At 29.0% G+C, this 23,433-nt stretch carries 23 protein-coding genes; 15 read left to right on the top strand and 8 right to left on the bottom strand.

Going from position 1 to position 23,433, the window contains the following annotated elements:
• The first annotated feature begins 342 nt into the window (after window positions 1–342).
• A complete protein-coding gene (gene metE, locus CSPT_RS03925) occupies window positions 343–2,604 on the top strand; it encodes a 5-methyltetrahydropteroyltriglutamate--homocysteine S-methyltransferase (protein WP_089182395.1) in 2,262 nt (753 codons plus the stop codon).
• A gap of 1 nt (window position 2,605) precedes the next feature.
• Window positions 2,606–3,448 carry a methylenetetrahydrofolate reductase [NAD(P)H] gene (gene metF, locus CSPT_RS03920; RefSeq protein WP_089182394.1) on the top strand — a complete coding sequence of 281 codons (843 nt, stop codon included), beginning with the start codon at window positions 2,606–2,608 and terminating at the stop codon, window positions 3,446–3,448.
• Between the two features lie 65 nt (window positions 3,449–3,513).
• Here metF and CSPT_RS03915 read toward each other — a convergent pair whose 3' ends face one another.
• Entirely contained in the window at window positions 3,514–4,947 is a 1,434-nt protein-coding gene (locus CSPT_RS03915; RefSeq protein ID WP_089182393.1) for a Do family serine endopeptidase, read from the bottom strand.
• A gap of 175 nt (window positions 4,948–5,122) precedes the next feature.
• Here CSPT_RS03915 and CSPT_RS03910 point away from each other — a divergent pair, with 175 nt between their 5' ends.
• The 13 genes from CSPT_RS03910 (at window position 5,123) to hemC (ending at window position 15,458) form a co-directional block, all read left to right on the top strand.
• The gene (locus tag CSPT_RS03910; RefSeq protein ID WP_089182392.1) at window positions 5,123–5,995 is read left to right on the top strand and encodes a DnaJ C-terminal domain-containing protein; all 873 of its coding nucleotides are present in this window, start codon (window positions 5,123–5,125) and stop codon (window positions 5,993–5,995) included.
• Window positions 5,996–6,004: 9 nt separating this feature from the next.
• A complete protein-coding gene (locus CSPT_RS03905; protein WP_089182391.1) occupies window positions 6,005–6,388 on the top strand; it encodes a heat shock protein transcriptional repressor HspR in 384 nt (127 codons plus the stop codon).
• A 15-nt stretch (window positions 6,389–6,403) separates the two neighbouring features.
• Window positions 6,404–7,861: a potassium/proton antiporter gene (locus tag CSPT_RS03900; protein ID WP_089182390.1), complete on the top strand. Its 1,458-nt coding sequence runs from the start codon at window positions 6,404–6,406 to the stop codon at window positions 7,859–7,861.
• A gap of 64 nt (window positions 7,862–7,925) precedes the next feature.
• Entirely contained in the window at window positions 7,926–8,489 is a 564-nt protein-coding gene (locus CSPT_RS03895) for a tetratricopeptide repeat protein (RefSeq protein ID WP_089182389.1), read from the top strand.
• Window position 8,490: 1 nt separating this feature from the next.
• Window positions 8,491–8,820: a hypothetical protein gene (locus tag CSPT_RS03890; protein WP_089182388.1), complete on the top strand. Its 330-nt coding sequence runs from the start codon at window positions 8,491–8,493 to the stop codon at window positions 8,818–8,820.
• The gene (locus CSPT_RS03885) at window positions 8,810–9,439 is read left to right on the top strand and encodes an HAD family hydrolase (RefSeq protein WP_089183313.1); all 630 of its coding nucleotides are present in this window, start codon (window positions 8,810–8,812) and stop codon (window positions 9,437–9,439) included. The genes CSPT_RS03890 and CSPT_RS03885 overlap by 11 nt, the downstream gene beginning before the upstream one ends.
• A gap of 86 nt (window positions 9,440–9,525) precedes the next feature.
• Entirely contained in the window at window positions 9,526–9,786 is a 261-nt protein-coding gene (locus CSPT_RS03880) for a DUF2018 family protein (RefSeq protein WP_089182387.1), read from the top strand.
• Window positions 9,787–9,788: 2 nt separating this feature from the next.
• A complete protein-coding gene (locus CSPT_RS03875; protein WP_089182386.1) occupies window positions 9,789–10,241 on the top strand; it encodes a hypothetical protein in 453 nt (150 codons plus the stop codon).
• Between the two features lie 2 nt (window positions 10,242–10,243).
• A complete protein-coding gene (locus tag CSPT_RS03870; RefSeq protein ID WP_089182385.1) occupies window positions 10,244–11,137 on the top strand; it encodes a polyprenyl synthetase family protein in 894 nt (297 codons plus the stop codon).
• On the top strand, window positions 11,137–12,444 hold the full coding sequence (gene hemA, locus CSPT_RS03865) for a glutamyl-tRNA reductase (RefSeq protein WP_089182384.1): 1,308 nt from the start codon (window positions 11,137–11,139) through the stop codon (window positions 12,442–12,444). The genes CSPT_RS03870 and hemA overlap by 1 nt, the downstream gene beginning before the upstream one ends.
• Window positions 12,434–14,146, top strand: a complete 1,713-nt coding sequence (locus CSPT_RS03860) for a proline--tRNA ligase (protein ID WP_089182383.1) — start codon at window positions 12,434–12,436, stop codon at window positions 14,144–14,146. Before hemA ends, CSPT_RS03860 begins: the two co-directional genes overlap by 11 nt.
• Window positions 14,131–14,508 (top strand): FxsA family protein, encoded by a 378-nt coding sequence (locus tag CSPT_RS03855; protein ID WP_089182382.1) that lies wholly within the window; start codon window positions 14,131–14,133, stop codon window positions 14,506–14,508. Before CSPT_RS03860 ends, CSPT_RS03855 begins: the two co-directional genes overlap by 16 nt.
• On the top strand, window positions 14,505–15,458 hold the full coding sequence (gene hemC, locus CSPT_RS03850) for a hydroxymethylbilane synthase (protein WP_089182381.1): 954 nt from the start codon (window positions 14,505–14,507) through the stop codon (window positions 15,456–15,458). Before CSPT_RS03855 ends, hemC begins: the two co-directional genes overlap by 4 nt.
• 54 nt (window positions 15,459–15,512) lie before the next feature.
• Here hemC and CSPT_RS03845 read toward each other — a convergent pair whose 3' ends face one another.
• From CSPT_RS03845 to CSPT_RS03815, 7 genes are all read right to left on the bottom strand, one after another.
• Complete coding sequence (locus CSPT_RS03845; protein ID WP_089182380.1) at window positions 15,513–16,664, bottom strand: iron-containing alcohol dehydrogenase; 1,152 nt, start codon at window positions 16,662–16,664, stop codon at window positions 15,513–15,515.
• A gap of 40 nt (window positions 16,665–16,704) precedes the next feature.
• Window positions 16,705–16,998: a thioredoxin family protein gene (locus CSPT_RS03840; protein ID WP_089182379.1), complete on the bottom strand. Its 294-nt coding sequence runs from the start codon at window positions 16,996–16,998 to the stop codon at window positions 16,705–16,707.
• An 11-nt stretch (window positions 16,999–17,009) separates the two neighbouring features.
• Window positions 17,010–18,005 (bottom strand): permease, encoded by a 996-nt coding sequence (locus CSPT_RS03835; protein WP_235610086.1) that lies wholly within the window; start codon window positions 18,003–18,005, stop codon window positions 17,010–17,012.
• Window positions 18,006–18,070: 65 nt separating this feature from the next.
• Window positions 18,071–18,346: an ArsR/SmtB family transcription factor gene (locus CSPT_RS09340; RefSeq protein WP_089182378.1), complete on the bottom strand. Its 276-nt coding sequence runs from the start codon at window positions 18,344–18,346 to the stop codon at window positions 18,071–18,073.
• A gap of 54 nt (window positions 18,347–18,400) precedes the next feature.
• On the bottom strand, window positions 18,401–21,421 hold the full coding sequence (locus CSPT_RS03825; protein WP_089182377.1) for an efflux RND transporter permease subunit: 3,021 nt from the start codon (window positions 21,419–21,421) through the stop codon (window positions 18,401–18,403).
• Window positions 21,422–21,423: 2 nt separating this feature from the next.
• A complete protein-coding gene (locus CSPT_RS03820; RefSeq protein WP_089182376.1) occupies window positions 21,424–22,191 on the bottom strand; it encodes an efflux RND transporter periplasmic adaptor subunit in 768 nt (255 codons plus the stop codon).
• Complete coding sequence (locus CSPT_RS03815) at window positions 22,175–23,398, bottom strand: TolC family protein (RefSeq protein WP_089182375.1); 1,224 nt, start codon at window positions 23,396–23,398, stop codon at window positions 22,175–22,177. Before CSPT_RS03815 ends, CSPT_RS03820 begins: the two co-directional genes overlap by 17 nt.
• Between the last annotated feature and the right edge of the window lie 35 nt (window positions 23,399–23,433).

The following is a 23,433-nucleotide window of genomic DNA, read 5'->3' as shown; positions in this document are numbered from 1 at the left end:
AAGCCGTATTTTTAATTCCTCTAAATTTTCATAAATTTCTAAAATATAAATAAAATTTAATATTTAAAAAAATTGATTTATATGAATTTAAAATAAATTTATATATAATTCAAAAATTTATTTTAAACAGCTTAGGAGAAAATTTATGCTGATGCGTAGCTTAATTTTACATAAAACATAAAATTAAAAGAAAGGATTTAAAATGAATAATTTTTCGAACTTACTAAATACTTACAAAATATTTTTCATAATGCGCCGCTTGGCGTTTTAACCACTTACTATAATTTAATAAACTTAATTTCAATAACATTATTTAAAAATTTACATTAAAGGGAGAATAATATGCAAAATTCGGTGATTTCTTATCCTAGAATAGGTGCAAAAAGAGAGTTAAAATTTGGAGTTGAAAAATATTTTAAAGATGAAATTAGTCAAACAGAACTTTTAGATTTGGCTAAAAATTTACGCAAAACACACTGGTTGAGTCAAAAAAATGCCGGTATTGACTTTATAAGTTCAAATGATTTTTCATTTTATGACAATATCCTTGATTGTGCTAATACTTTTAATGTTATTAGTGATAAATATAAAAAACTAAATCTCAATGAAATAGATGAATATTTTGCACAAGCAAGAGGCTATCAAGGTAAAAACGGAGATGAAAAAGCTCTTGCAATGAAAAAATGGTTTAATACAAACTATCATTATTTGGTTCCAGAATGCGATAATACAAACATATCTGTAAATGATACAAAAATCATAAGCCAATACAAAGAAGCAAAAGAGTTAGGAATTGAAACAAAACCTGTTATTAGCGGTATTTTCACATTTTATAAGCTTATAAATTTTAAAAATGAAGATATAAAGCTAAAAGTAAAAGACAAACTTAAAAAGGCTTATACAGAGCTTTTAAACAACTTAGAAAAATCTAGTGTAAAACTAGTTCAATTCGATGAGCCATATTTAGTAAGTGATTTAAATCAAGATGATATATCTTTGTTTAAAGAATTTTATGAGGAAATTTTAAACAATAAAAACTCTGTAAAGATATTGCTACAAACATATTTTGGAGATGTTAGAGATATTTATGTTGATTTAATAAACTTAAATTTTGATGCGATAGGACTTGATTTTATAGAGGGTAAAAAAAGTTTAGAGTTATTAAAAAAATATAATTTTCCAGACAATATTACACTATTTGCAGGAGTAGTAAATGGTAAAAATATTTATAAAAATAACTATGAAAAAACTATAAATTTACTAAAAGAGATACAAAAATATGCAAAAAATGTCGTTATAAACACATCTTGTTCGCTTTTGCATGTGCCTTATACAACGCAAAATGAAACAAATTTAGATGAAAAATACTTAGAACATTTTTCATTTGCGATAGAAAAATTACAAGAGTTAAAAGATTTAAAAGAGATTATCAACTCAAATCAAATATCAAGCCACGCTGCTTTTGTATCAAACAAAAATTTATTTCAAAAAGAGACAAACAGAACAAACCAAAGCGTTCAAAGCAGGATTAAAAATCTTAAAGATAGCGATTTTGTGAGATTACCGGAATTTTCACAAAGAGAAAAATTACAAAAACAATCGTTAAATTTACCACTCTTGCCTACAACCACTATAGGTTCTTTCCCTCAAACACCAGATATTCGCTCAAACCGCTTGGCATATAAAAAGGGAGAAATTTCGGCTCAAAATTATCTAACTTTTCATCAATTAAAAATAAAAGAGTGTATAGAACTACAAGAAGAAATTGGACTTGATGTGTTAGTTCACGGCGAATCTGAAAGAAATGATATGGTTGAGTATTTCGGGCAAAGTTTAGATGGATTTTTATTTACAACAAATGGCTGGGTGCAAAGCTATGGTACTCGTTGTGTTAAACCGCCTCTTATTTGGGGTGATGTAAGCAGAAACAAGCCAATAACTGTCTCATGGGCAAAATATGCTCAAAGTTTAAGCGAAAAATATGTCAAAGGTATGCTAACAGGACCTGTAACGATACTAAACTGGTCTTTTCCAAGAGAAGATATTAGCCTAAAAGATAGCACTCTTCAAATCGCATTAGCAATAAGAGATGAAGTTTTGGATTTAGAAAAAGAAGGAATTAAAATTATCCAAATAGATGAAGCTGCATTAAGAGAAAAACTACCTCTTAGAAAAAGCGATTGGCATAGCGAGTATCTTGATTGGGCAATACCTGCGTTTAATCTAGTCCATAGCGGAGTAAAACCAGAAACTCAAATTCATACACATATGTGTTATAGCGAATTTAGAGATATCATAAAAGAAATAGACGCAATGGATGCAGATGTGATATCATTTGAAGCAGCAAGATCAAATTTAGAGCTACTTGATACATTAAAAAAAGTAAATTTCAAAACTCAAGTAGGTCCTGGTATTTATGATATACATAGCCCAAGAGTGCCTAGTGTTGAAGAGTTAAAAAGTGTGATTACAAAAATATTAGAAAAATTACCAAAAGAAAAAGTTTGGATAAATCCAGATTGCGGATTAAAAACCAGAGGCTATAAAGAAGTAGTGGCTAGTCTTAAAAATTTGGTAAGTGCAACAAAACAAATTAGGGGGTAATATGACCCTCTCTTTTGAAATTTTTCCACCTCGTAAAAACGATAATGTTGAAAAAATTTATGATACATTAGAAGCATTAAAGGATTTAGATCCGGATTTTATAAGCGTAACTTTTGGTGCAGCTGGTTCTAAAAATTCAACAAATACTTTAGATATTGCAACTCTTGTAAAAGATAAATACAAGACAAAAAGTATAGTTCATTTGCCTTGTATTCACAAAAATAAAGATGAAATTTTACAAATTTTGCAAGAGTGTAAAAAGCGTGGATTAAATGATATTTTGGCTCTAAGAGGTGATGAAGTAGAAAATGAAAAAGTAAGCGAAGATTTTTCATATGCAAGCGACTTAGTTAAATTTATAAAACAAAATGGAAATTTTACGATATATGGTGCTTGTTATCCGGAAAAACATAAAAATTCAAAAGATTTTGTAGAAGATATAAAAAATCTTAAAATTAAAGTTGATGCCGGAGTTAGCACGCTTTTAACGCAGTTATTTTTTGATAATGAAGATTTTTATAAATTTAGACAAAATTGTGATTTAGCAAATATAAATGCGAAAATTTGTGCTGGAATTATGCCTGTTACAAATAAGCGTCAAATTTTGAAAATAACTTCACTTTGTGGAGCAAAAATACCACCTAAATTTGTTAGAATTTTAGATAAATATCAAGATGATGAAAAAGCTATGTTTGATGCTGGAATTGCATACGCGATAGATCAAATTGTAGATTTAGTAACTTATGGAGTTGATGGAATTCATCTTTATACTATGAATAATGCAAAAGTAGCTATAAAAATTTATGATGCTATAAAATCTCTTTTTCAAAGAGAGATAAAGTAGTTTGTTTGTAAATTTATACAAGATTTAGTTTTAAACTTATAAACTAAATCTTGTATTTAATAAAACTATTTTATAACAAGACCCCTATATACGCCTCTTCTATTTATCCAAACAAGAACTTTATCGCCGTCGTTTTCTTTCATAACAGAGTTAAAATCTTCTATATTTTTAATATTTTTATCACCAACTTGTATAATCAAATCCCCATTCATAAAGCCTAAATTTTCAGCTTTAGAATCAGATTTAACATCAGTTACTAAAACACCGCTTGCATCGCTTGGGATACGATATTTGGCACGATATTCATCTGTTAAATTTACAATACTAAGTCCTTCTAATATAGAATTTGAGCTAAAACCAGCTTTTGCTCCAGAATTAGAAGCAGAATCATTCATATTTGCTAATTTCAGTTTAGTGGTATATTCTTTACCCATTCTTTCATATTTTATGTCTATTTTCGTATTTGGATCTAGTGAGCCGATTAAATTTGTAAGAGTTGATGCATCTTTTATATCTTTATCATTTACTTTTATTATCAAATCGCCTCTTTTTAATCCGGCTTTATCACCGGGCATATCTTTTTCTACGCTAGATATCAAGGCTCCTTCTTTATTTTTATATACTTCTTTTTGATCGCTTGTTAAATTTGATATCATTACACCTATATATCCACGATCTATCTTTCCATCAACGATAAGTCTTTGTGCGATATTTTTTACCATATTTGAAGGTATTGCAAATCCTATGCCGTTATTATCGCCATTTCTACTAAGTATTGCTGAGTTTATACCAACCAAAGCACCTCTACTATCAACCAGAGCTCCACCAGAATTACCAGGATTTATAGAAGCATCAGTTTGAATGAAATTTTCGTATTGATTTAAGCCAATATTATTTTTATTTAAAGCAGAGACTATTCCTTGAGTGATAGTTCCTCCAACTCCAAAAGGATTTCCAACAGCAAATACAACATCGCCTTCCATTAAATAAGATGAATCAGCAAAAGATATAGCTTTTAAATCTTTTGCTTCTATTTTAATAACAGCAAGATCGGTTTTAGCATCAGCACCTATAACTTTTGCTTTATACTCGTTATTTCCATACATTGTTGTTACTACTATCTCATCAGCATCGGCAATTACATGATTATTTGTAACAATATATCCATCACTTGAAATTATAACTCCACTTCCCAAAGAAGAGGTGCTTCTATTTCTCTCTTGCGGGATACCAAAATTAAATCCAAAAAATTCCTTTAAAAATGGATCATTAAACATATGAGAAAACGGCATATTTCCATTATCTTTTATAGTTTTTTTAGTAGAGATATTTACAACTGATTGTTTAACATCTTTTACAGAATCATGATATGAAAGTATGGTATTTGGATTATATCCTGGTTCAACTCTATCTGGAGATGGGGAAGCTTCATTAAATTTTATATTTCCTGCATTTAAAATACAAGCGGTCACAAGTGATAAAAAAATAGTTTTTTTCATTTATTTCTTTCCTTATCTTTAATTTTATTTTTTAAAATTATATTTTATGAAAGTTAATGTTTAATATGCTGATTGTAAATGAAATTTCACTTTTTAATCTATAATACTTGATTGACATAGACTAAAGTTTTATGATATAATATATATTAAGAAAAATATACAAAAGGATTTAAAATTGAGTAATAGCTTATATGAAACACTAGGTGTAGATAAATCAGCATCTAGCGAAGAAATAAAAAAAGCATATAGAAGACTTGCTAGAAAATATCATCCAGATATAAATAAAGATCCTAAAGCCGAAGATAAATTTAAAGAAATCAATGCAGCTTATGAAATTTTAAGTGATGAATCCAAAAGAAAACAATACGATATGCATGGGGATTCTATGTTTGGCGGACAAAGTTTCCATGATTTTACACAAAATCAAGATTTGGGAAATTTAGATGAAATTTTAAGAAATATATTTGGCGGTGCCTTTGGCTCAAGAAGTTCTAGCGGATTTGGAGGAAATAGCTTTAGCTCTTTTAGTTCTTATAATGGATTTGGGGCTGATTTAGACACTCAAGCTAAGATAAAAATACCATTTGATGTAGCTGTAATGGGCGGAGAAAAACAGATAAATATAGGTGGCGAAAGCATTAAAATTCGCATTCCTGCTGGCATAAATAGCGGAGAAAAACTCAGGGTAAAAGGAAAAGGTAGAAGCATAGGTGGTCAAAGAGGAGATCTTATACTAAATGTTGCTGTAGAATCTAGTAGCGAGTATGAAAGAAATGGGGATGATTTAACAAAAGAGTTAAATATATCTCTAAAAACTGCACTTTTTGGAAATAAAGTAGATGTTCAAACATACAAAAAACCAGTTAGTATAAAAATATCTCCAAACACAAAACCTAATCAAAAAATAAGATTAAAAGGATATGGGGTGCAAAATAGAAAAAGTGGCATTTATGGGGATTTATATCTAAAAGTAAATGTTGTTTTACCAGATATCTCAAATTTAGATGATAATCTGGTAGAACTTATGAAAGAAAAATTACCACAATAAAGGCAAAATATGAATACACATTATGACGAACCAGTATATTTAATAAGCGTAGTTGCAAAAGTTTTAAATATCCATCCACAAACTTTAAGACAATACGAAAAAGAAGGGCTTGTTTGTCCAAACAGAACTGATGGCAAGATGCGACTTTATTCAGAAAGAGATATAGATCAAATTAAGACAATTCTGAGATTAACAAGAGACATGGGGATAAATTTAGCAGGCGTTGATGTTGTTTTAAGGCTCAAAAAGCAGATGGAAGAGATGGAAAGAGCTTTAGATAATTTAAATGAAGAATTACAAAGATTAAATAATATAAATAAAACATCTAATAAAAAATCTTTAGTAAAGGCAAAAAATAATTTTGATATAATATTTTACAAAGATAATGACTAAATTTAAGGCATAATTTTGGAAGAAAACCTAATCATAATCGGCGTACTTTTTTTAGCTAGTATATTTTTTAGCAAAATTTCAGATAAGTATGGAATTCCAGCTCTTATAGTATTTTTATGTGTTGGAATGCTAGCTGGAAGCGATGGTATATTAGGTCTTCCTTTTGATGATACTAAATTTGCAGCTTTAGTTGGAAATTTGGCTCTTATTTTTATACTATTTGCAGGCGGATTTGATACAAATATAAAATCCGTTGCCCCAATACTTAAAGTTTCCATAGTTCTAGCAACTCTTGGAGTTGTTATAACCGCTATTGTATTAGGATTATTCATCTATCTTCTTTTAGGTTGGAGTTTGCTTGAAAGCTTTTTACTTGGTGCCATTATAAGCTCAACTGACGCAGCTGCGGTATTTGCCATACTTAGATCAAGAGGTATAAAACTAAAAAACAATCTTGGTGAGCTTTTAGAATTTGAAAGTAGAAGCAATGATCCAATGGCAATATTTTTAACCATGACTATAATTGGTATTATAAGTGCATCACAAACACCAACTGCAGGAAATATAGCCATAGAACTTGCTATGCAATTTTTTATAGGTGGAGTTGTTGGATATGCTTGTGGATGCTCTTTGCCAAGCATTTTAAACAAAATTCAACTTAGCTCATGGGGATTTTACCCTATTTTGGTTCTCGGATTTGTTTGTTTGGTTTTTGGAATTACTACAAAAATAGGTGGAAATGGCTATATAGCTGTATATGTTATGGGAATTTTTGCAAATAGACGAGAATATGTATATAAAAAGAATTTAGTTGGTTTTTTTGACGGTGTAGCTTGGATAATGCAAATTTTCGTATTTTTAACTCTTGGATTATTAGTTTTTCCAAGTTCTTTACCAAGCGTCACTCTTATGGCGGCACTTATCGCTCTTTTTCTCACTTTTGTCGCAAGACCAATCAGCGTGTTTATAGGCACTATTTTTACTAAATTTAGTATCAAAGAAAAAACATTTATATCGTGGGTTGGACTTAGAGGCGTTGTTCCTGTTATATTATCCACCTATCCTCTTAGTGCAAACATAAATCATGCAGAGGATATGTTTAATATAGTTTTTGTTATAGTCTTCATTTCTGTTTTAATACAAGGTTCTACCATATCAAAAGCTGCTACAATACTTGGCGTAAGATTAGAAGAAAATAAAAAAGAAGAAGTAAAAGAACCTTCCATTAAAAACCAAATTTTTTATCAATCCATTAGGCAATTTTCAATAGAAGAAGATTCTAAAATAATTGGAAAAAACCTAGCCGAGCTGGAATTACCAGAAAATTTCTATGTAGTTCTTTCTGTAAGAGATGGAAAATACATAAAAGTTACAGGATCTTATCTTTTTAAAGCAAATGACTTGCTTTTGATAGTTTGTAAAGATGAAGATTTTTATACAAAAATACTTAAAGATTATGGATTTATAGCGTAGCATTTATTTTATATTAAAAGCTATTTTGTTATCCTTATAGTTAAAAATTTAAAAAGGGAGTTTTATGAAAAAAATAGTTTTTTTACTATCAGCTTTTGCTATTATGTTATCAGCTGCTAATAATAAGGCAAATGAGTTACAAACAAAATGCGATAATAACGATTTAGAAGCTTGTAGCGATCTTGGATTTTTATATAGTGAGGGTTTAGAAATAAATGGTGATGATAAAAAAGCCATAGAACTATTTACAAAAGCTTGCGAAGGTGGTTATGCTAGAGGTTGTGCTGAGCTTGGAGTAATGTATGAAGGCGGTTTTGGCGTTCAAAAAGATACTAAAAAAGCTATCTCTTTGTATGAAAAAGCTTGTAAAAACGAATATCTAAAAAGTTGCAATTACCTTGGGACAATGTATGCATCACAAAAAGATTATGATAAAGCAAAAGATTTATTTATAAAATCTTGTGATAAAGGTAACGCTATGGGATGTTTTAGTATCGCTACGCTTTACCATAATGCAAAAGGCTTTAAAAATGATATAAATATGGCTATGAAGTATTATAAAAAAGCTTGCGATTTAAAAGACGAAATAGCTTGCGTTCAATATGAAAATTTAAAAGAGAAAAAATAACTTGGAACAAACAGATAAATTTAAAAGAGTAAAATACATAAGATCTCTTGAAAAATTTGTAAAATCAATCGTTGGAATAATAAAAAGAGATGATTTTGATGAAAATTTATTTAAACAAAGAGTTGAAAAAAGTTTTGAAATTTTAAAGAAAGTCGAGCCCGTGTATCTTGATCAATCCTATACAAAAGGATTGGTTGAGTTTGTAAATTTATCTTTAAGTAGCACAAATAAAGATGAGCTTTTAAAATCATTTAATCAACTAGAAAAGATAAAAAATCTAAAATATAAAAAAGAAAAACACAAAAAGAGCTTTAATGAGTATGAATACTAAAACAATTATATTTGATATGGATGGAACAATTATAGATAGCTCAGAAGCTATCTGTGTTACTATAAATCAAACAAGACGAAATATCGGACTAAAAACCGATTTACAAAAAGAATTTATTTTAAAAACAATTAACTCACTAGATAAAAATATGATAAAAGAGTTCTTTAAATTAGAAAATCCAACAAATAAAATGATGCAAGATTTTCAAAAAGATTTTGACAAAAACTACAATATTTATGCTAAAAAATATGAATGTGTTGATGAAATACTTGATTTTTGTATATCTAAGAAATACTTCGTAGTACTTGCAAGTAACGCTCCACAAGATAGTTTAAAAGCAATTTTAGAAAAAAATAAAATATATGATAAATTTAATTTTATCATAGGTTTTAGTAAAAATACACCCAAAAAACCAGATCCAACTATGTTAAATTTAGCCAAAGAAAAAGGTTTAAATAATACAGCAGTTTTTATAGGAGATAGTATAAAAGATGAAATGGCTGCAATAAATGCAAATATGCCTTATATAAATGTTTCATGGGGATTTGGAGAAAATAGCACTAAATTTAAAAATGCTAAGAATTCTAATGAGCTGATAAAATTTATAGAAGATATATAAATTATATAATTGTGTAATTTAAACTAATTTTTAATAAAACATTATTGTGATATAATTTAAATTTAATGTTTTAGTTAAGGTAAAAAATGAATGAAAATGATCTTTTTTGCGGAGATTTAAGAGAAAAGTTTTTTGATATTTTATTTCATGCAACACGAAATAGTGTTGAAGATGAAATACAAAATTTACTTAAAAAATACATAGCTATGGAGCATTTACTAGAACAAAATGGAATTGATCTAAAACAAGTTGATCTTTTTGAGTATGAAAATGCTAAAATTTTAGATGAAAAGTTACAAAATATGTATATGCATCTAAGTAGTGAAATTTTAACAAAAAGCATATAAAATTGTTTAAAATTTTTTGTATCTTAATCATATTTTATGTCAATCTTTTTTGTGCTTCTTTAGAATTTGCTTATGAATATAAATTTGAGTTAAAAAAAGACCAGATGGCTAGAGTTGCAGTAAGATTAAATAGCGAGGATAAGCAAAGAGAGATAGAGTATTTTAACTTTAGATGGACGCTTTATGATGCTACAAATATGATAGTTCATAGTTGGTGGAGAAAATACCCAAGACATATGAGTGTTTCATTAAGAAATGGATTAAAAGAATACGACCAGTTACTATTTGAGCCAAAAGAAAACTTTCCCAAAGACGAAGTTAGACTTTATCTTGCTTTCTTAAAATATGAAAAAGGTATAGCTACTTTTATGGTATATATCAAAGACGAAGCAAATAGAGTTGAGGTAAAATTTATTGATCCAAAAAAACCAAACAATACAAATAATCAAGGATAAAAATGGATAAAATAGATACCATAATTACAAATATGATAAAAGAGCTTGATTATGAGCCATTAAATGAAATGTTTGCAAACATAAACTCAGGCAAAAAACTAAGATCAAAACTTCTTTTAAAAATAGCCACAGAAAATGAAAATTCATTAAAGTTATGTGCTATCATAGAACTAATTCACGCAGCTAGCCTTTTGCACGATGATGTAATAGACGAAAGCTATACAAGGCGTGGAAAAGCTAGTATAAATGCAATTTATGGTGCTAAAAATGCAATAATGCTTGGAGATATTTTATATTCAAAAGGATATTTTGAACTTAGCAAATTTGATAATTTTATATCTCAAAATATATCAAACGCCGTTAGCTTGCTTAGTATAGGCGAGATAATGGATGTATCTATGGGAGAAGAATTTAATCAAAGCAAACAAAAATATCTAAAAATGATTTATTATAAAACTGCAGTTTTAATAGAAGCAACAGCTAAATGCGGGGCATATCTAGGAAAATTTGATATAGATGATTTCGCAAAATATGGCAAAAATTTAGGTATTGCTTTTCAAATTATTGATGATATACTAGATGTAACACAAGATTCAAAAACACTTGGAAAACCTGCTTTAAATGACTATAAAGAAGGAAAAACCACACTTCCTTACATATATCTTTATGAAAAACTCAATGATAAAGATAAAAAATATCTTATTTCTTTATTTAAAAAAGATTTAAAAGATGAAGAACAAAGCTGGATAAAAGAAAATTTGGCTAAATTTAACATTATAGAAAAATGCTTAAATGTAGCAAAAAATTATGGAAATGATGCTATAAATTCGGTTAAAAAATACAATATAGAAGATCTTGAAAATATAGTAAAAAGTATGATAGATAGGACATTTTAATGCATTATATGAGTATTAGTTTCACGCACAAAAATACAGATATTTGTGTTCGTGAAAAACTTTCTTTTTCAGATAATGAAAATAAAAGAAAATTTCTACAAAACATCTGTTCTAGCAAATATATAAGCGAAGCTATGGTGCTAAGTACCTGTAACAGAGTTGAGATTTTTACCAGAAGCTTAGAACATAAAGAAGCAGAAGATCTTATACTCTCACAACTTCATCAATCAAGCGGTATTGATTTAGAAGAGCTTACAACCAGAGCCGATATTTATGAAGATGAAGGATCAATACATCATCTTTTTTCAGTTGCAAGCTCACTTGATAGTTTAGTCATAGGCGAAACACAAATAGTTGGGCAACTTAAAGATGCCTTTATTTTTGCATATGAAAATGGTTTTGCAAAACTAAACATAAGTAGAGCTATGCACTATGCTTTTAAATGTGCAGCAAGTATAAGAAACTCAACTGATATATCTAAAAATCATATATCTGTTTCAAGCGTGGCTGTAGCAAAAGCCAAAGAAATTTTTGGCTCAATTGAAAATATAGAAGCTTTGATTGTCGGTGCTGGCGAAATGAGTAGGCTTGCTGGCAAACATCTAGTAGCAAGCGGAGCTAAAGTTACTATAATAAATAGAAGTTTAGAAAATGCAAAAGATTTAGCAGATGAACTTGGTATAAATGCGTCATATGATTCTATTTCAAAACTAGCACAATACATAAATAAAAACAAAATTATATTTAGTGCAACAGGGTCTTCAAATCCCGTAATAACAGACGATATGCTAGAAAATAAGGATTTTGATAGATACTTTTTTGACATAGCTGTTCCAAGAGATATTGATATAACTCCAACTGATAAAATTCATATTTTTGCTGTTGATGATTTAGATGAGATTGTCAAAAAAAACACAACCATAAGAGAAGAACAAGCACAAATTGCATACGCCTTAGTAGGAGATATGACAAATGAGTTTTTTAAATGGATACAAAGTTTATCATCAACTCCTATAATTAAAGCTTTAAGATTTAAAGCAAAAGAAGTAGCAGAAAATGAGATACAAAAAGCTATCAAAAAAGGCTACTTAAAAAATTCAGATAAAGAAGAAGCAAGAAAGCTAGTTCACCAAGTTTTTAAGGCTTTTTTACATACACCTAGTGTAAATTTAAAAGATTTGGGAAACAAGGTAGAAGCTGATGCTATAATTAGATCAGTTCAATACATATTTGATATACAAGATAAATTTAAAGAATTTAATTTTTACAAATGCGAATACGAATGGGAGAAAGATAGTGAAATTTAGCAAACTCTACGCACCTACTACAAAAGAAGCGCCAAAAGATGCAACTCTTCCTAGCCATATATTTTTATTAAGAGCTGGATTTATAGGACAAATTGGAAGCGGGCTTTATAACTTTTTGCCACTTGCTCAAATGGTAATAAATAACATCAAAAATATTATAAAAGAAGAGATGGATGAAGCTGGAGCCTTAGAAATAACTATGAGCATGGTTACACCAGCCGAACTTTGGAAGCAAAGCGGTAGATATAGTTATTATGGCAAAGAACTTTTAAGATTTAAAGATAGAAAAGAAAACGAATTTGTTCTAAGCCCAACAAACGAAGAAAGTGTTGTAAATATTGTAAAAAATAACATTACAAGTTACAAACAACTTCCACTACATCTTTATCAAATAAATACAAAATTTAGAGATGAGGCAAGACCTAGATTTGGGTTACTAAGAGGTAGAGAATTTATAATGTGTGATGGATATAGCTTTCATGCTTCAAAAGAAGATATGAAACGAGAGTTTGATCTTATGGAAAAAACATACTCAAATATCTTTACTAGACTTGGATTAAATTACAGAGCAGTTGATGCAGATAGCGGTGCAATTGGTGGAAGCGGAAGTAAAGAATTTATGGTATTAGCAGATAATGGCGAAGATGATATTTTGGTTTGCGATAATTGCAAATACGCAGCAAACATAGAAGCCGCAAAAAGAAAACCATTACAAACAACAGCAGACATGCCAGAAGCACAAATGAGTAAATTTTATACCCCAAATTTAAAAACAATAGATAAAATAGCAAATTTCTTTAAAGTTGATAAATTTTTTACGATAAAAGCTGTGATAAAAAAAGCTATTTACGAAAACGATAGCAAAATAGTGGTTTTATTTGTAAGAGGATGTGATGAAGTTCAAGAAAAGAAGGCACAAAACGCTTGTAACGCAATAGAACTCGTTGATGCTAGTGAGGAAGATATTTTAAAAGCGGGATTGGTTCCTGGATTTTGTGGTCCAGTTGGTTTAAAAAATGTAGATTTTTACATAGATAGTGAACTAAAAAATGCAAAACAAATGATTTGCGGTGCTAACGAAAAAGACTATCATATAATTGGTTTAAATATTGTAAATTTTAATGACGATAGATTCAAAGACCTAATAGCTGTAAAACAAGGAGATATATGTCCTCATTGCGGAGGCAAATTACACATCACAAAAGGTATAGAAGTTGGACACATTTTTCAACTTGGAGATAAATACTCAAGTGCAATGAATGCAACCTTTTTAGATATAAACGGAAAAGCACAGCCTTTTTATATGGGGTGTTATGGCATAGGCGTAAGTCGTTTAGTAGCCGTTATAATAGAAGCAAATCATGATGAAAAAGGTTGTATTTGGAACGAGCAAACTTCTCCTTTTAAACTAGAGATAATCATATCAAATTTAAAAGATAACTCTCAAGTAGATTTTGCAAACCAAATTTATAAAAACTGCAAAAGCCTAGACATACAAACACTTCTTGATGATAGAAACGAAAGATTTGGCGTTAAAATGAGTGAATTTGAACTTATGGGATTTCCATATGCCCTACTCATAGGCAAAAGCTTAAATGAAGGCAATGTAGAGCTAATAGAGAGAAAAACACTCAATAAAACTATAATCAAAAAAGATGAAATTTTAGACAAATTAAAAGAGATATTATGCAAAAAACATTAGCTTTTATTTATATTTTTATCGAAATTTTTATAATTTATGCATTTATAGATGAATATGGATTTTTGAAATTCTTACTAGAAATTATAATAAGTGCAGTCATTGGCTTAATGCTTATGTTTAAATTTGGATTTATAAATATGGCAAATTTAAGCTCTCCTATGCAAATGATAAGCAATTTTGGTATAAGCATTGGCGGATTTTTATTAATGTTGCCTGGGTTAATGTGCGATATAGTTGGTTTATGCGTTATAATATTTTCAGTTTTTGCAAATAAAAAGATTGATAAAAATTATAATTTTAAAAAAGATAATACAAACGAAGATATCATAGATGTTGAAGTGATAGATGAGGATAAAAAATGAAAAAATTAATCATAGCAACAAGAGGAAGTGCCTTAGCAATGTGGCAAAGCGAGTTTATACAAAGTGAGATTAAAAAAACTCATGGCATGGAAGTTGAACTTTTAAGTATGAAAACAAAAGGCGATGTTATATTAGATTCCCCTCTTGCAAAAATTGGCGGCAAAGGACTTTTTACAAAAGAGCTAGAAGAAAGCATGATTAGAGGCGAAAGTCATATAGCTGTGCATAGTTTAAAAGATGTTCCCATTGTTTTTCCAGATGGTCTTTTACTTGGTGCAATTAGCAAAAGAGAAGATGTTAGAGATGCTTTTGTTAGCGAAAATTTCAAAAATTTACAAGAACTGCCAAAAGGCTCTAGAATTGGAACAACAAGCCTTAGAAGAAGAATGCAACTTCTTATGATTCGCCCTGATTTAAATATAATCTCACTTAGAGGCAATGTAAATACCCGCTTAAAAAAGCTAAAAGAAGGTCGTTTTGATGCAATCATACTAGCCGTTGCTGGTATAAAACGACTTAATCTTAACAAAGAAATAAAATTTGTTACACCATTTGAACTTGATGAAATGATCCCTGCTATGGGACAAGGTGCCCTAGGAATAGAGGCTAAAAACTCTAATGATATCTTAGACATAATTAGCTTTATAAATGATGAAAAATCTCACATAGAAACAACTATAGAACGCGATTTTGTTACTATGTTAAACGGTGGCTGTCAAGTTCCAATAGGTATAAATGCAAATTTAAAAGGTGATGATGTAAAAATAAGGGCTGTTTTGGGATTACCTGATGGAAGCAAGTTTTTAAAAGAAACTTTGATTGTTAATAAAGATAAATACAAAACTATAGGTAAAGAATTAGCTACTAAATTTATAGAAAAAGGTGCAAAAGAGCTTTTAAAAGAAGCTGAAGTAATGGCTGAAAAACTACAATCAGAGAATATTTACTAAATTTAAAGCGTATTAAAATACATAATATTTTATGTATTTTAATACAAACATATCCTATTTTGCGTTAATCAAAATAACTCTAACTACTTCTGGGGTGACTTCACTATGCTCTCCCCAAATTTTATTTCTTTGTATAAATCTCTCAGCAATTTTAATAGATGCTTCTTTTTCATCTATACCATAATCACTAAGATGAGTTTTTACTCCAAGTGAATTGAAAAATTCCTCTATCTTATCTATGCAATTTGATGCGATTTGATCTTTATTTCCTTCTAGTTTAAATACCTCTACACCAAGTTTATAAAGTTTTTCTTTTTTATTTTTCAAATGAAGTCTGTATCTACTTGGTAAAACCACAGCCAAACTTTGAGCGTGATCTATGCCATAAAATGCAGTAAGTTCGTGTCCTATCATATGCACAGCCCAGTCTTGAATAACTCCAGCCCCTATCCAACCATTTAATCCACATGTTGCACACCAACAAATATTTGACATAACATCATAATCGCTTGGATCTGATATAGCCTTAGGTCCTTCTTCAAGCAAAGTTCTTAAAATGCCTATAGCCCACAAATCTTGCATAGGAGTGTTTATATCCCAAGTAGCGTATTGTTCCAAAGTATGAACAAATGTATCTACTATACCGTTTTGAATTTGTCTAAGTGGCAAACTTGCGGTATAACTTGGATCAATTATAGAAAATTTAGGAAAAACAAGACGACTTTTAAAAGAGAGTTTATCTTGAGTGCTTCTTCTTGATATAACACCACCATTATTCATCTCAGATCCGGTTGCAGGAAGCGTCATAACGCTTGCTAGCGGAAGTGCATTACTAGCACATTTTTTACCCTCTAATACTTCCCATTCATCGCCGTTTTCATAAAATATAAGCGATATAAACTTAGTAGCGTCTAAAACACTTCCTCCGCCAACAGATAATAAAAACTCCACGCCATTTTGCCTAGCAAAATTTCTTGCTTTTACACATGTATCAAAATCTGGATTTGCCTCTATTCCACCAAATTCTACAAAATTTAAACCATCCGTTGCATTTATAACATCATCATAAACGCCATTTTTCTTAATGCTTCCACCGCCATAGAGAAGTAAAATCTTTTTATCTTTTGGAAGAAGTGATGAAAGTCTTTTAACCTCATCTTTACCAAAAACTATCTTAGTTGGAGTATGTAGTATAAAATTATTCATATCTTATCCTTTCTTTAGGATTATACATTATAAAGATAAATTATAAATTTTCTTTTATTAAATTTACTATCTCTTTTACACTTAAAACTCTACCATAACTTAACACTTTTTCATCTATCAAAAGAGCCGGTGTACTCATAACTCCATATCCAGCTATCTTAACTAAATCTTTGATATGCTCTACTTTTTCATCCATATCAAGTTCTTTTAATGCTAAAAGTGTATTTGCTTCTAATTCATTACACTTTTTGCAACCAGTTCCAAGAATTTTTATCCTTGCATTTTCATCTAAGCTATCATTTTGATCTTGTGCTTTTTTAAATTTAAAAAACATATCATTTCCCTTTATATAAAAATTTTCTCAAAAATATTAAAAATATATCCAACCATAACTATACTAATCACACAATAACCTATAAACAAAGCTAAAAGTTTTGGCTTCATAGCTCTAGATAGCATTATCATAGATGGTAAAGAAAGCGTAGTTACTGCCATCATAAAAGATAGCACCACTCCAAGAGTTGCTCCTTTTAAATACAATGCTTCAGCTATAGGAATAACGCCAAATATGTCAGCATACATTGGCGCACCAACTAAAACAGCTAAAATTACACCAAAGAAATTATCTTTACCAAGTAAATTTTGTATAAAATCTTGTGGTATCCAATTGTGAATATAAGCGCCGATTGCAACACCGACTATTATATAAAAAAATACTTTTTTAAAAGTTTGAAATGTTTGCTCTTTTGCATAAACCACTCTATCTTTTTGGCTCATTTCAAACTCTTGTAAATTTGTATTTTGTATAGATAATATGTATTCTTGTATATATTTTTTCTCATCTAAATTTCCAAGTAAGCTTCCGCCAATCACAGCTATAATAAGCCCAACTATGACATATATCGCAGCTATTTTTAAGCCAAAAACACTGCTTAATAAAACAAGCGATCCAAGATCCACCATAGGCGAAGAAATCAAAAAAGATAAAGTTACACTAAGTGGCAAACCAGCTGAGCTAAAACCTATAAAAAGTGGTATCGATGAGCAAGAGCAAAACGGGGTTATAGTTCCAAGCAGTGCAGCTAAGATATTTGCAAAAAAGCCATTACATTTACCTAGAATTTTTTTACTTCTTTGTGGTGAAAAATAACTTTGAATATATGAAATAACAAATATCAAAAAACATAAAAGTATGGTTATTTTTAAGACATCATATATAAAAAAATGCAAACTTCCGCCAAATTTACTATCTAAATTTACATTAAAATTTAAAAGCAAATTTCTTATAAAATCACTTAGCCACTGCATACCTAAAACTTGCGTTGTAAAAAAATTATCCAAACTGTTTTTCTCCATTATTGATTGATACATTTAAATATTTCTATATAAAATAGAAAAAATACTAACTAATAGCATTTTATATCATCTAGTAAATTCTTTGCCATCTTTAAACCATCTTCATTTAAACTATAATGCATCCATTTGCCATCTTTTCTAGATTTTACAATATTAGCATCGCAAAGTATCTTCATATGATGAGAAAGAGAAGGTTGTTTTATATCTAACTCTTCAAGTAATACACACGCACATTTTTCACCACTGCATAAAATATCTAGTATTTTAAGTCTATTTGGATCACAAAAAGCTTTAAAAACCCTAGAATTATTTATAAATTTATCCAAATTTAATCCTTTTTTGGAATTATATAACACATATTGATATTTGTCAATATGATATTAAATTTTATCTCTTTCATAAATTTTTCTAATTTTTTTATCGAGTTTATAAAACGAACCAAACATAGCAGGAACTACAAGCAGTGTAAGTATAGTTGAGCTTATGAGACCGCAAATTATACAAATAGCCATAGGAGAATTCCCCTCATATCCTACACCTTTGCTAAATGCCAGTGGCAGCATGGCAAAAATCATAGCAAAAGTTGTCATCAAAATAGCCCTAAGACGAAGTTTGCCGGCTTTAAGTATAGCATCATGCAAATCTTGCCCATCATTTGCAGCTCTATTTGCAAAATCTACAACTAAAATAGCGTTTTTACCAACCATTCCAAATAGCAAAATCATTCCAATCATTACAAAAAGGCTAAAATTGTTTTGTGTTAAATAAAGCCCGATAGCTACGCCACTAAAAGCAAGCGGCATGGTTATCATTATTATTATAGGTAAAATAAAGCTCTCATATAAAGAAGCAAGAACGATATACATTAAAACCGCACTTATGACAATCGTGGCTACAAATACCTCGTTTGTATCTTCCATTAGTTCAATATAACCTGTAAATTTATACTCATAACCATCTTTTATTATTTCATCAAGCTCTTTTTTTGAATCCATAGTAACCTTGTTTAGCGGGATATTTTGTATATTTGCAGTTATTAAACTTTGTCTTTTTTTATCATAATGCAAGATATTTGCAGGAGATTTTATATCTATAAAATCCACCATAGAAGATATATAAATATCATCGTTGGAACTATTTTTTACTTGTAGTTTTTTTAAGTCATCCAAATTTTGCCTAAAATTATCATCAAGTCTCATTGAAATATCATAAGTTATGTTGTTATAAGTAAAATTTCCAACTACATTTGATGCAAATGAAAAACGAAGCACATTTGCTATATCATATGGATTTACGCCAAATTTTTTCGCTTTTTCTTTATTTAAAGTTATAGAAATTTCTACAACTTTATCATCACTACTATTTTTTATATCTACAACACCGGAAATTTGTTTAAAAATTTCTTTTGCCTTGTTTGAAAGTTCGTCTAATTTTTCAAACTCATCCCCAGTTATTACAAGTTGAACTGGCTCATCTATACCGCCATTATCAACTATCGGGATATCTGCTATCATTATATTTAAACCATCAAATTTAAGCTCATTTCTATATTTATTTATAATCTGTTTTTGTCTTAATTTTCTTTGCTTAAGCGGGACAAGTTTTACATATATTCTTGATTTATATGCCTCTTTTGCATCATTGTATCCTAACATCAAAGTGCAATACTCTACATTTTCTTTATCACTATTAATTTTTTTAAGAACATCCAAAGAGAGATTTTTCATATTTTCAAGACTAACTCTAGGATCTGCTTCGATATTTACATAAAATCCGCCATTATCTTCCATAGGCAAAAAATCCACGCCGATATTTTTAGCTAAAAATCCAGTAAATGTGATTATAATTATAGTTATAACAATAAATATGGCTTTAAATTTTAAAATCAAATTTAAAATCTTTTCATATGAGTTTTCTAAAAAAACAAAAATAAATTCAGTTTTTTTATAAAATGCACCCTCATCTGCTTTAACAAATCTTGAAGCAAGCATCGGAATTAACATCATAGAAACAAAAAACGATATAACTATACCCCCAGCTACACTTAAAGCAAATGACTCAAAATATCTACCAACAATACCATCCATAAATCCCATTGGTATAAAAACACAAAGCAAAACCGTGCTTATACCAAGAACACTAAACGATATCTCTTTTACACCATTAAATGCTACTTCTAAGGAATCTTTTGAGTCTTTTAGTTTTTTTGATATGTTTTCTATAACAACTATAGCATCATCTATAAATATACCAATGCCAAGCGTTAAAGCAACTAACGTTAAACGATTTAAATCATAACCAAGTATATAGATAATAAAAAATGTTCCTATAATAGAAACAGGAACACTTAGTGTAGCAATAATCGTTGAAGTAAAATTTCTAAGAAAGAAAAATACAATTGCCATTGTTAAAACAACACCAAAACTCATATCAAAAAATACTTGATTTATATTTTTTAAAATATTTTCTTTTTTATCAAAAGCTATTTTGTATTCAAACTCATTACCCAAAATTTGTTTTAGTGAGTCTAATTTTTTACTAACATTGTCAATGGTCTTTATAGAATTTGCCCCATTTACCTTTATGATATCAAGTAAAACACCTTCTTTACTATCCATTATCGCCATAGATTCATTATCATCAAAACTATTTTTTATGGTAGCTACATCACTTAAAAAAACTCCTGGCATTATCCTAACATTAGATAAATCCTCTAAATTCTCAGCCTCAAAATCGCCTTTTAAGTAAATTTCTGTTTTATTATCTATGATTTTCCCAAGCGGAGCTTTGAAATTGTGTGTTTTTAGTATTTTTGAGATATCATCTGCACTAAGAGAGTATTTATCAAGCTTATTAATATCTAAAAAAACTCTTATTTGCGGTTCTAAATACCCAACATCTTCTATCTTACCAACACCATCAATGTGTTCAAGGAATGGTTTTACCTTATCCTTTATAATATCCATCAAAGCTTTTTTATCATTGTGTTTAGAGTTTATAAACAAACTCATCACATGTCCGCTATCTCCTGAGAGTTTTTCTATGAGCATTTTTCCATCTATTTTTACATCACTTAGTTTATCTCTTATGTCATTTGCAGCTACTTCAATATCTTTTGAAAGTTTAAATTTAACTATAACAACACTAACATTACTATAACTAATTGATCTTATACTATCTATACCTTCTATGCTATATATCGCATCTTCTATCTTTTTACTAACTTCAGTTTCTATAAAGTGTATATCGCCGTTTGCATAAGATGTTATTTTTATTAAAGGAATTTCTATATTTGGGAAAAGATTTACTGGCATAACCCTAAGACTATAAATACCAAAAATAATTAGTGATAAAAATATCATAAGAGTTCCAACTGGTCTATTTAAAGCAAATTTAAACACTTTTATCTCTCTTTTATATTTACTTTATCTATCTCTATTTTACCTTCGCCAAAAGCTCCTGGCGTTAAATTTGTAGTATAAACTTCTGCGTAAATTTTTCTAGTTTTTTGATTAATACTAGGATAGATTATATCTATTTTACCAACTTGATCTTTTTTATCACCAACATTATAAATAAATTTTTGTCCTACCTTAACAATGTCTTTATATTTTTCATCAAAACTTAAAATTAACTTTACTTCAGGATAAGAAAACATAGCAAAAAGTGGCTGAACATTGCCACTAACACCCTCTCCTATTTCTATGTATTTAGCAGAAATTATACCATTATAAGGAGTTTTTAATACTTTTTTATCAAGCTTATCTTTTGCTTCTTTTATAGCGATTTTGGCACTATTTTCTTTTACTGCTGAGCTATCAAATTCAAATTTAGCATTTTCATAAACTTGTTTTGAAGTTACATTTTGCACATTATCAAATTTATCAAGAGTGCTTTTTGCATGTTGTTTAGATACAATTGCTAGTTTTAAATCATTTTGTGCTTTTTGAAGCATTATTAATTCGCTATCATTTTTTAGCTCTAGCAAAACATCGCCTTTTTTTACAATATCTCCGATATCTACATAAATTTTATCAACTATACCTGCACTTTGCATAGCTAACTTTGAGTTATTTTTGGCAACTACATCAAAACTAGCATATACAAAATCTTGTGCTTGTAAAATCAAACTCGTAAAAATTAACAAAAAAACTTTATCTAACAATCTCATCTAACACATCCATTCCTAAAAGATAATAATACTTTGCTTTATTTATCTCATAACTATTTTGCTCTACATTTAACCCAGCTCTAGCCTCATAAAGTCTTGAAAGAGAAGATAAAAAATCATTATAACTCATCAGACCTGCTTGATATTTTTGATTTGTGGCATCAAAACTTGAAATTGCAGCATCAAGCCTAATTTTATCTGCTTTTATTTTGGCTTTATTTAAATTTAAATTTGAAACTAAATTTTTGATATATATTTTATTTGAACGCTCTATAAAATTTTTATTTAATTCAGAAATTTTACTTTCATATTTTTTTATTTCTACTTCTTTTTTTGTTTTACCAAAGTTAAAAATATCCCATTCAAACATAGCCATTATGGCCTTATTATCGTTATCTTTGATAGTTGTTACAGGGAAATTTAATTTTTGATATCCATATATAGCACTTAAATAAAATTTTGGAAGATAACCCGAACTAGCTATATTTATCTCTTCTTTTTTTGCCAAAATTTGCTCATTTATCTTTAAAATTTCAGCATTTTGATTAGTTTCTTGAAAATTTGGCTCATTTATAGAAACATTTTGAGAAAAATCATCTAAATTTTCATTAGAAATAAGAGCAATATCGTTTTTTATCTCTTCAAGTTTTATCTCGAGTTCTAGCTTGGAGGCGATTTGCTCGTGATAAAGAGCATTTAGTGTCTCATACTCATCAACTGCGGCAAGTCCGGCTGCGTAGAATTCTTTAATCCTTTTTAAATTTTCACTTATATAATTTATCTGAGAATTTTTTGCACTTATGAGAGAGTTTATATTTTTAGCACTAAAATATAAAGTTATCATATCAAGTGCAATTTTGTTTTTAGTATCTAAAAATTGTATTTGAGATAAATTTGATAAATGTTCCAAAGATTTAAAACTAGCCTCTCTTTTGCCGCCATCATAAATCATAAAATCCACATTTAAATTTACAAATTTACTCTCGCTTGGAAGTATTTGCATAGTATCGTTATCCAAACCTATATACCCGCCTTTTAGACTGATATTTGGCATATAAGAACTTTTTGTCTTTGATAACTCATTTCTAGCATTTATGCTTTTAATATAATCAATAGTGGCGATTTCATTTTGTTGTGCTTTTATTATAATATCACTTAAATTTGCTGAAAAAAGAAGTGCTGGCACAAAAAATAGCCATAATTTCATGAGATTAGCCTATTTGTCTTAGTTTGATGTATAAT

The organism is Campylobacter sputorum subsp. sputorum (genome assembly GCF_008245005.1).
GTDB lineage: Bacteria > Campylobacterota > Campylobacteria > Campylobacterales > Campylobacteraceae > Campylobacter_F > Campylobacter_F sputorum.
This window is presented reverse-complemented; position numbering and strand designations above follow the sequence as displayed.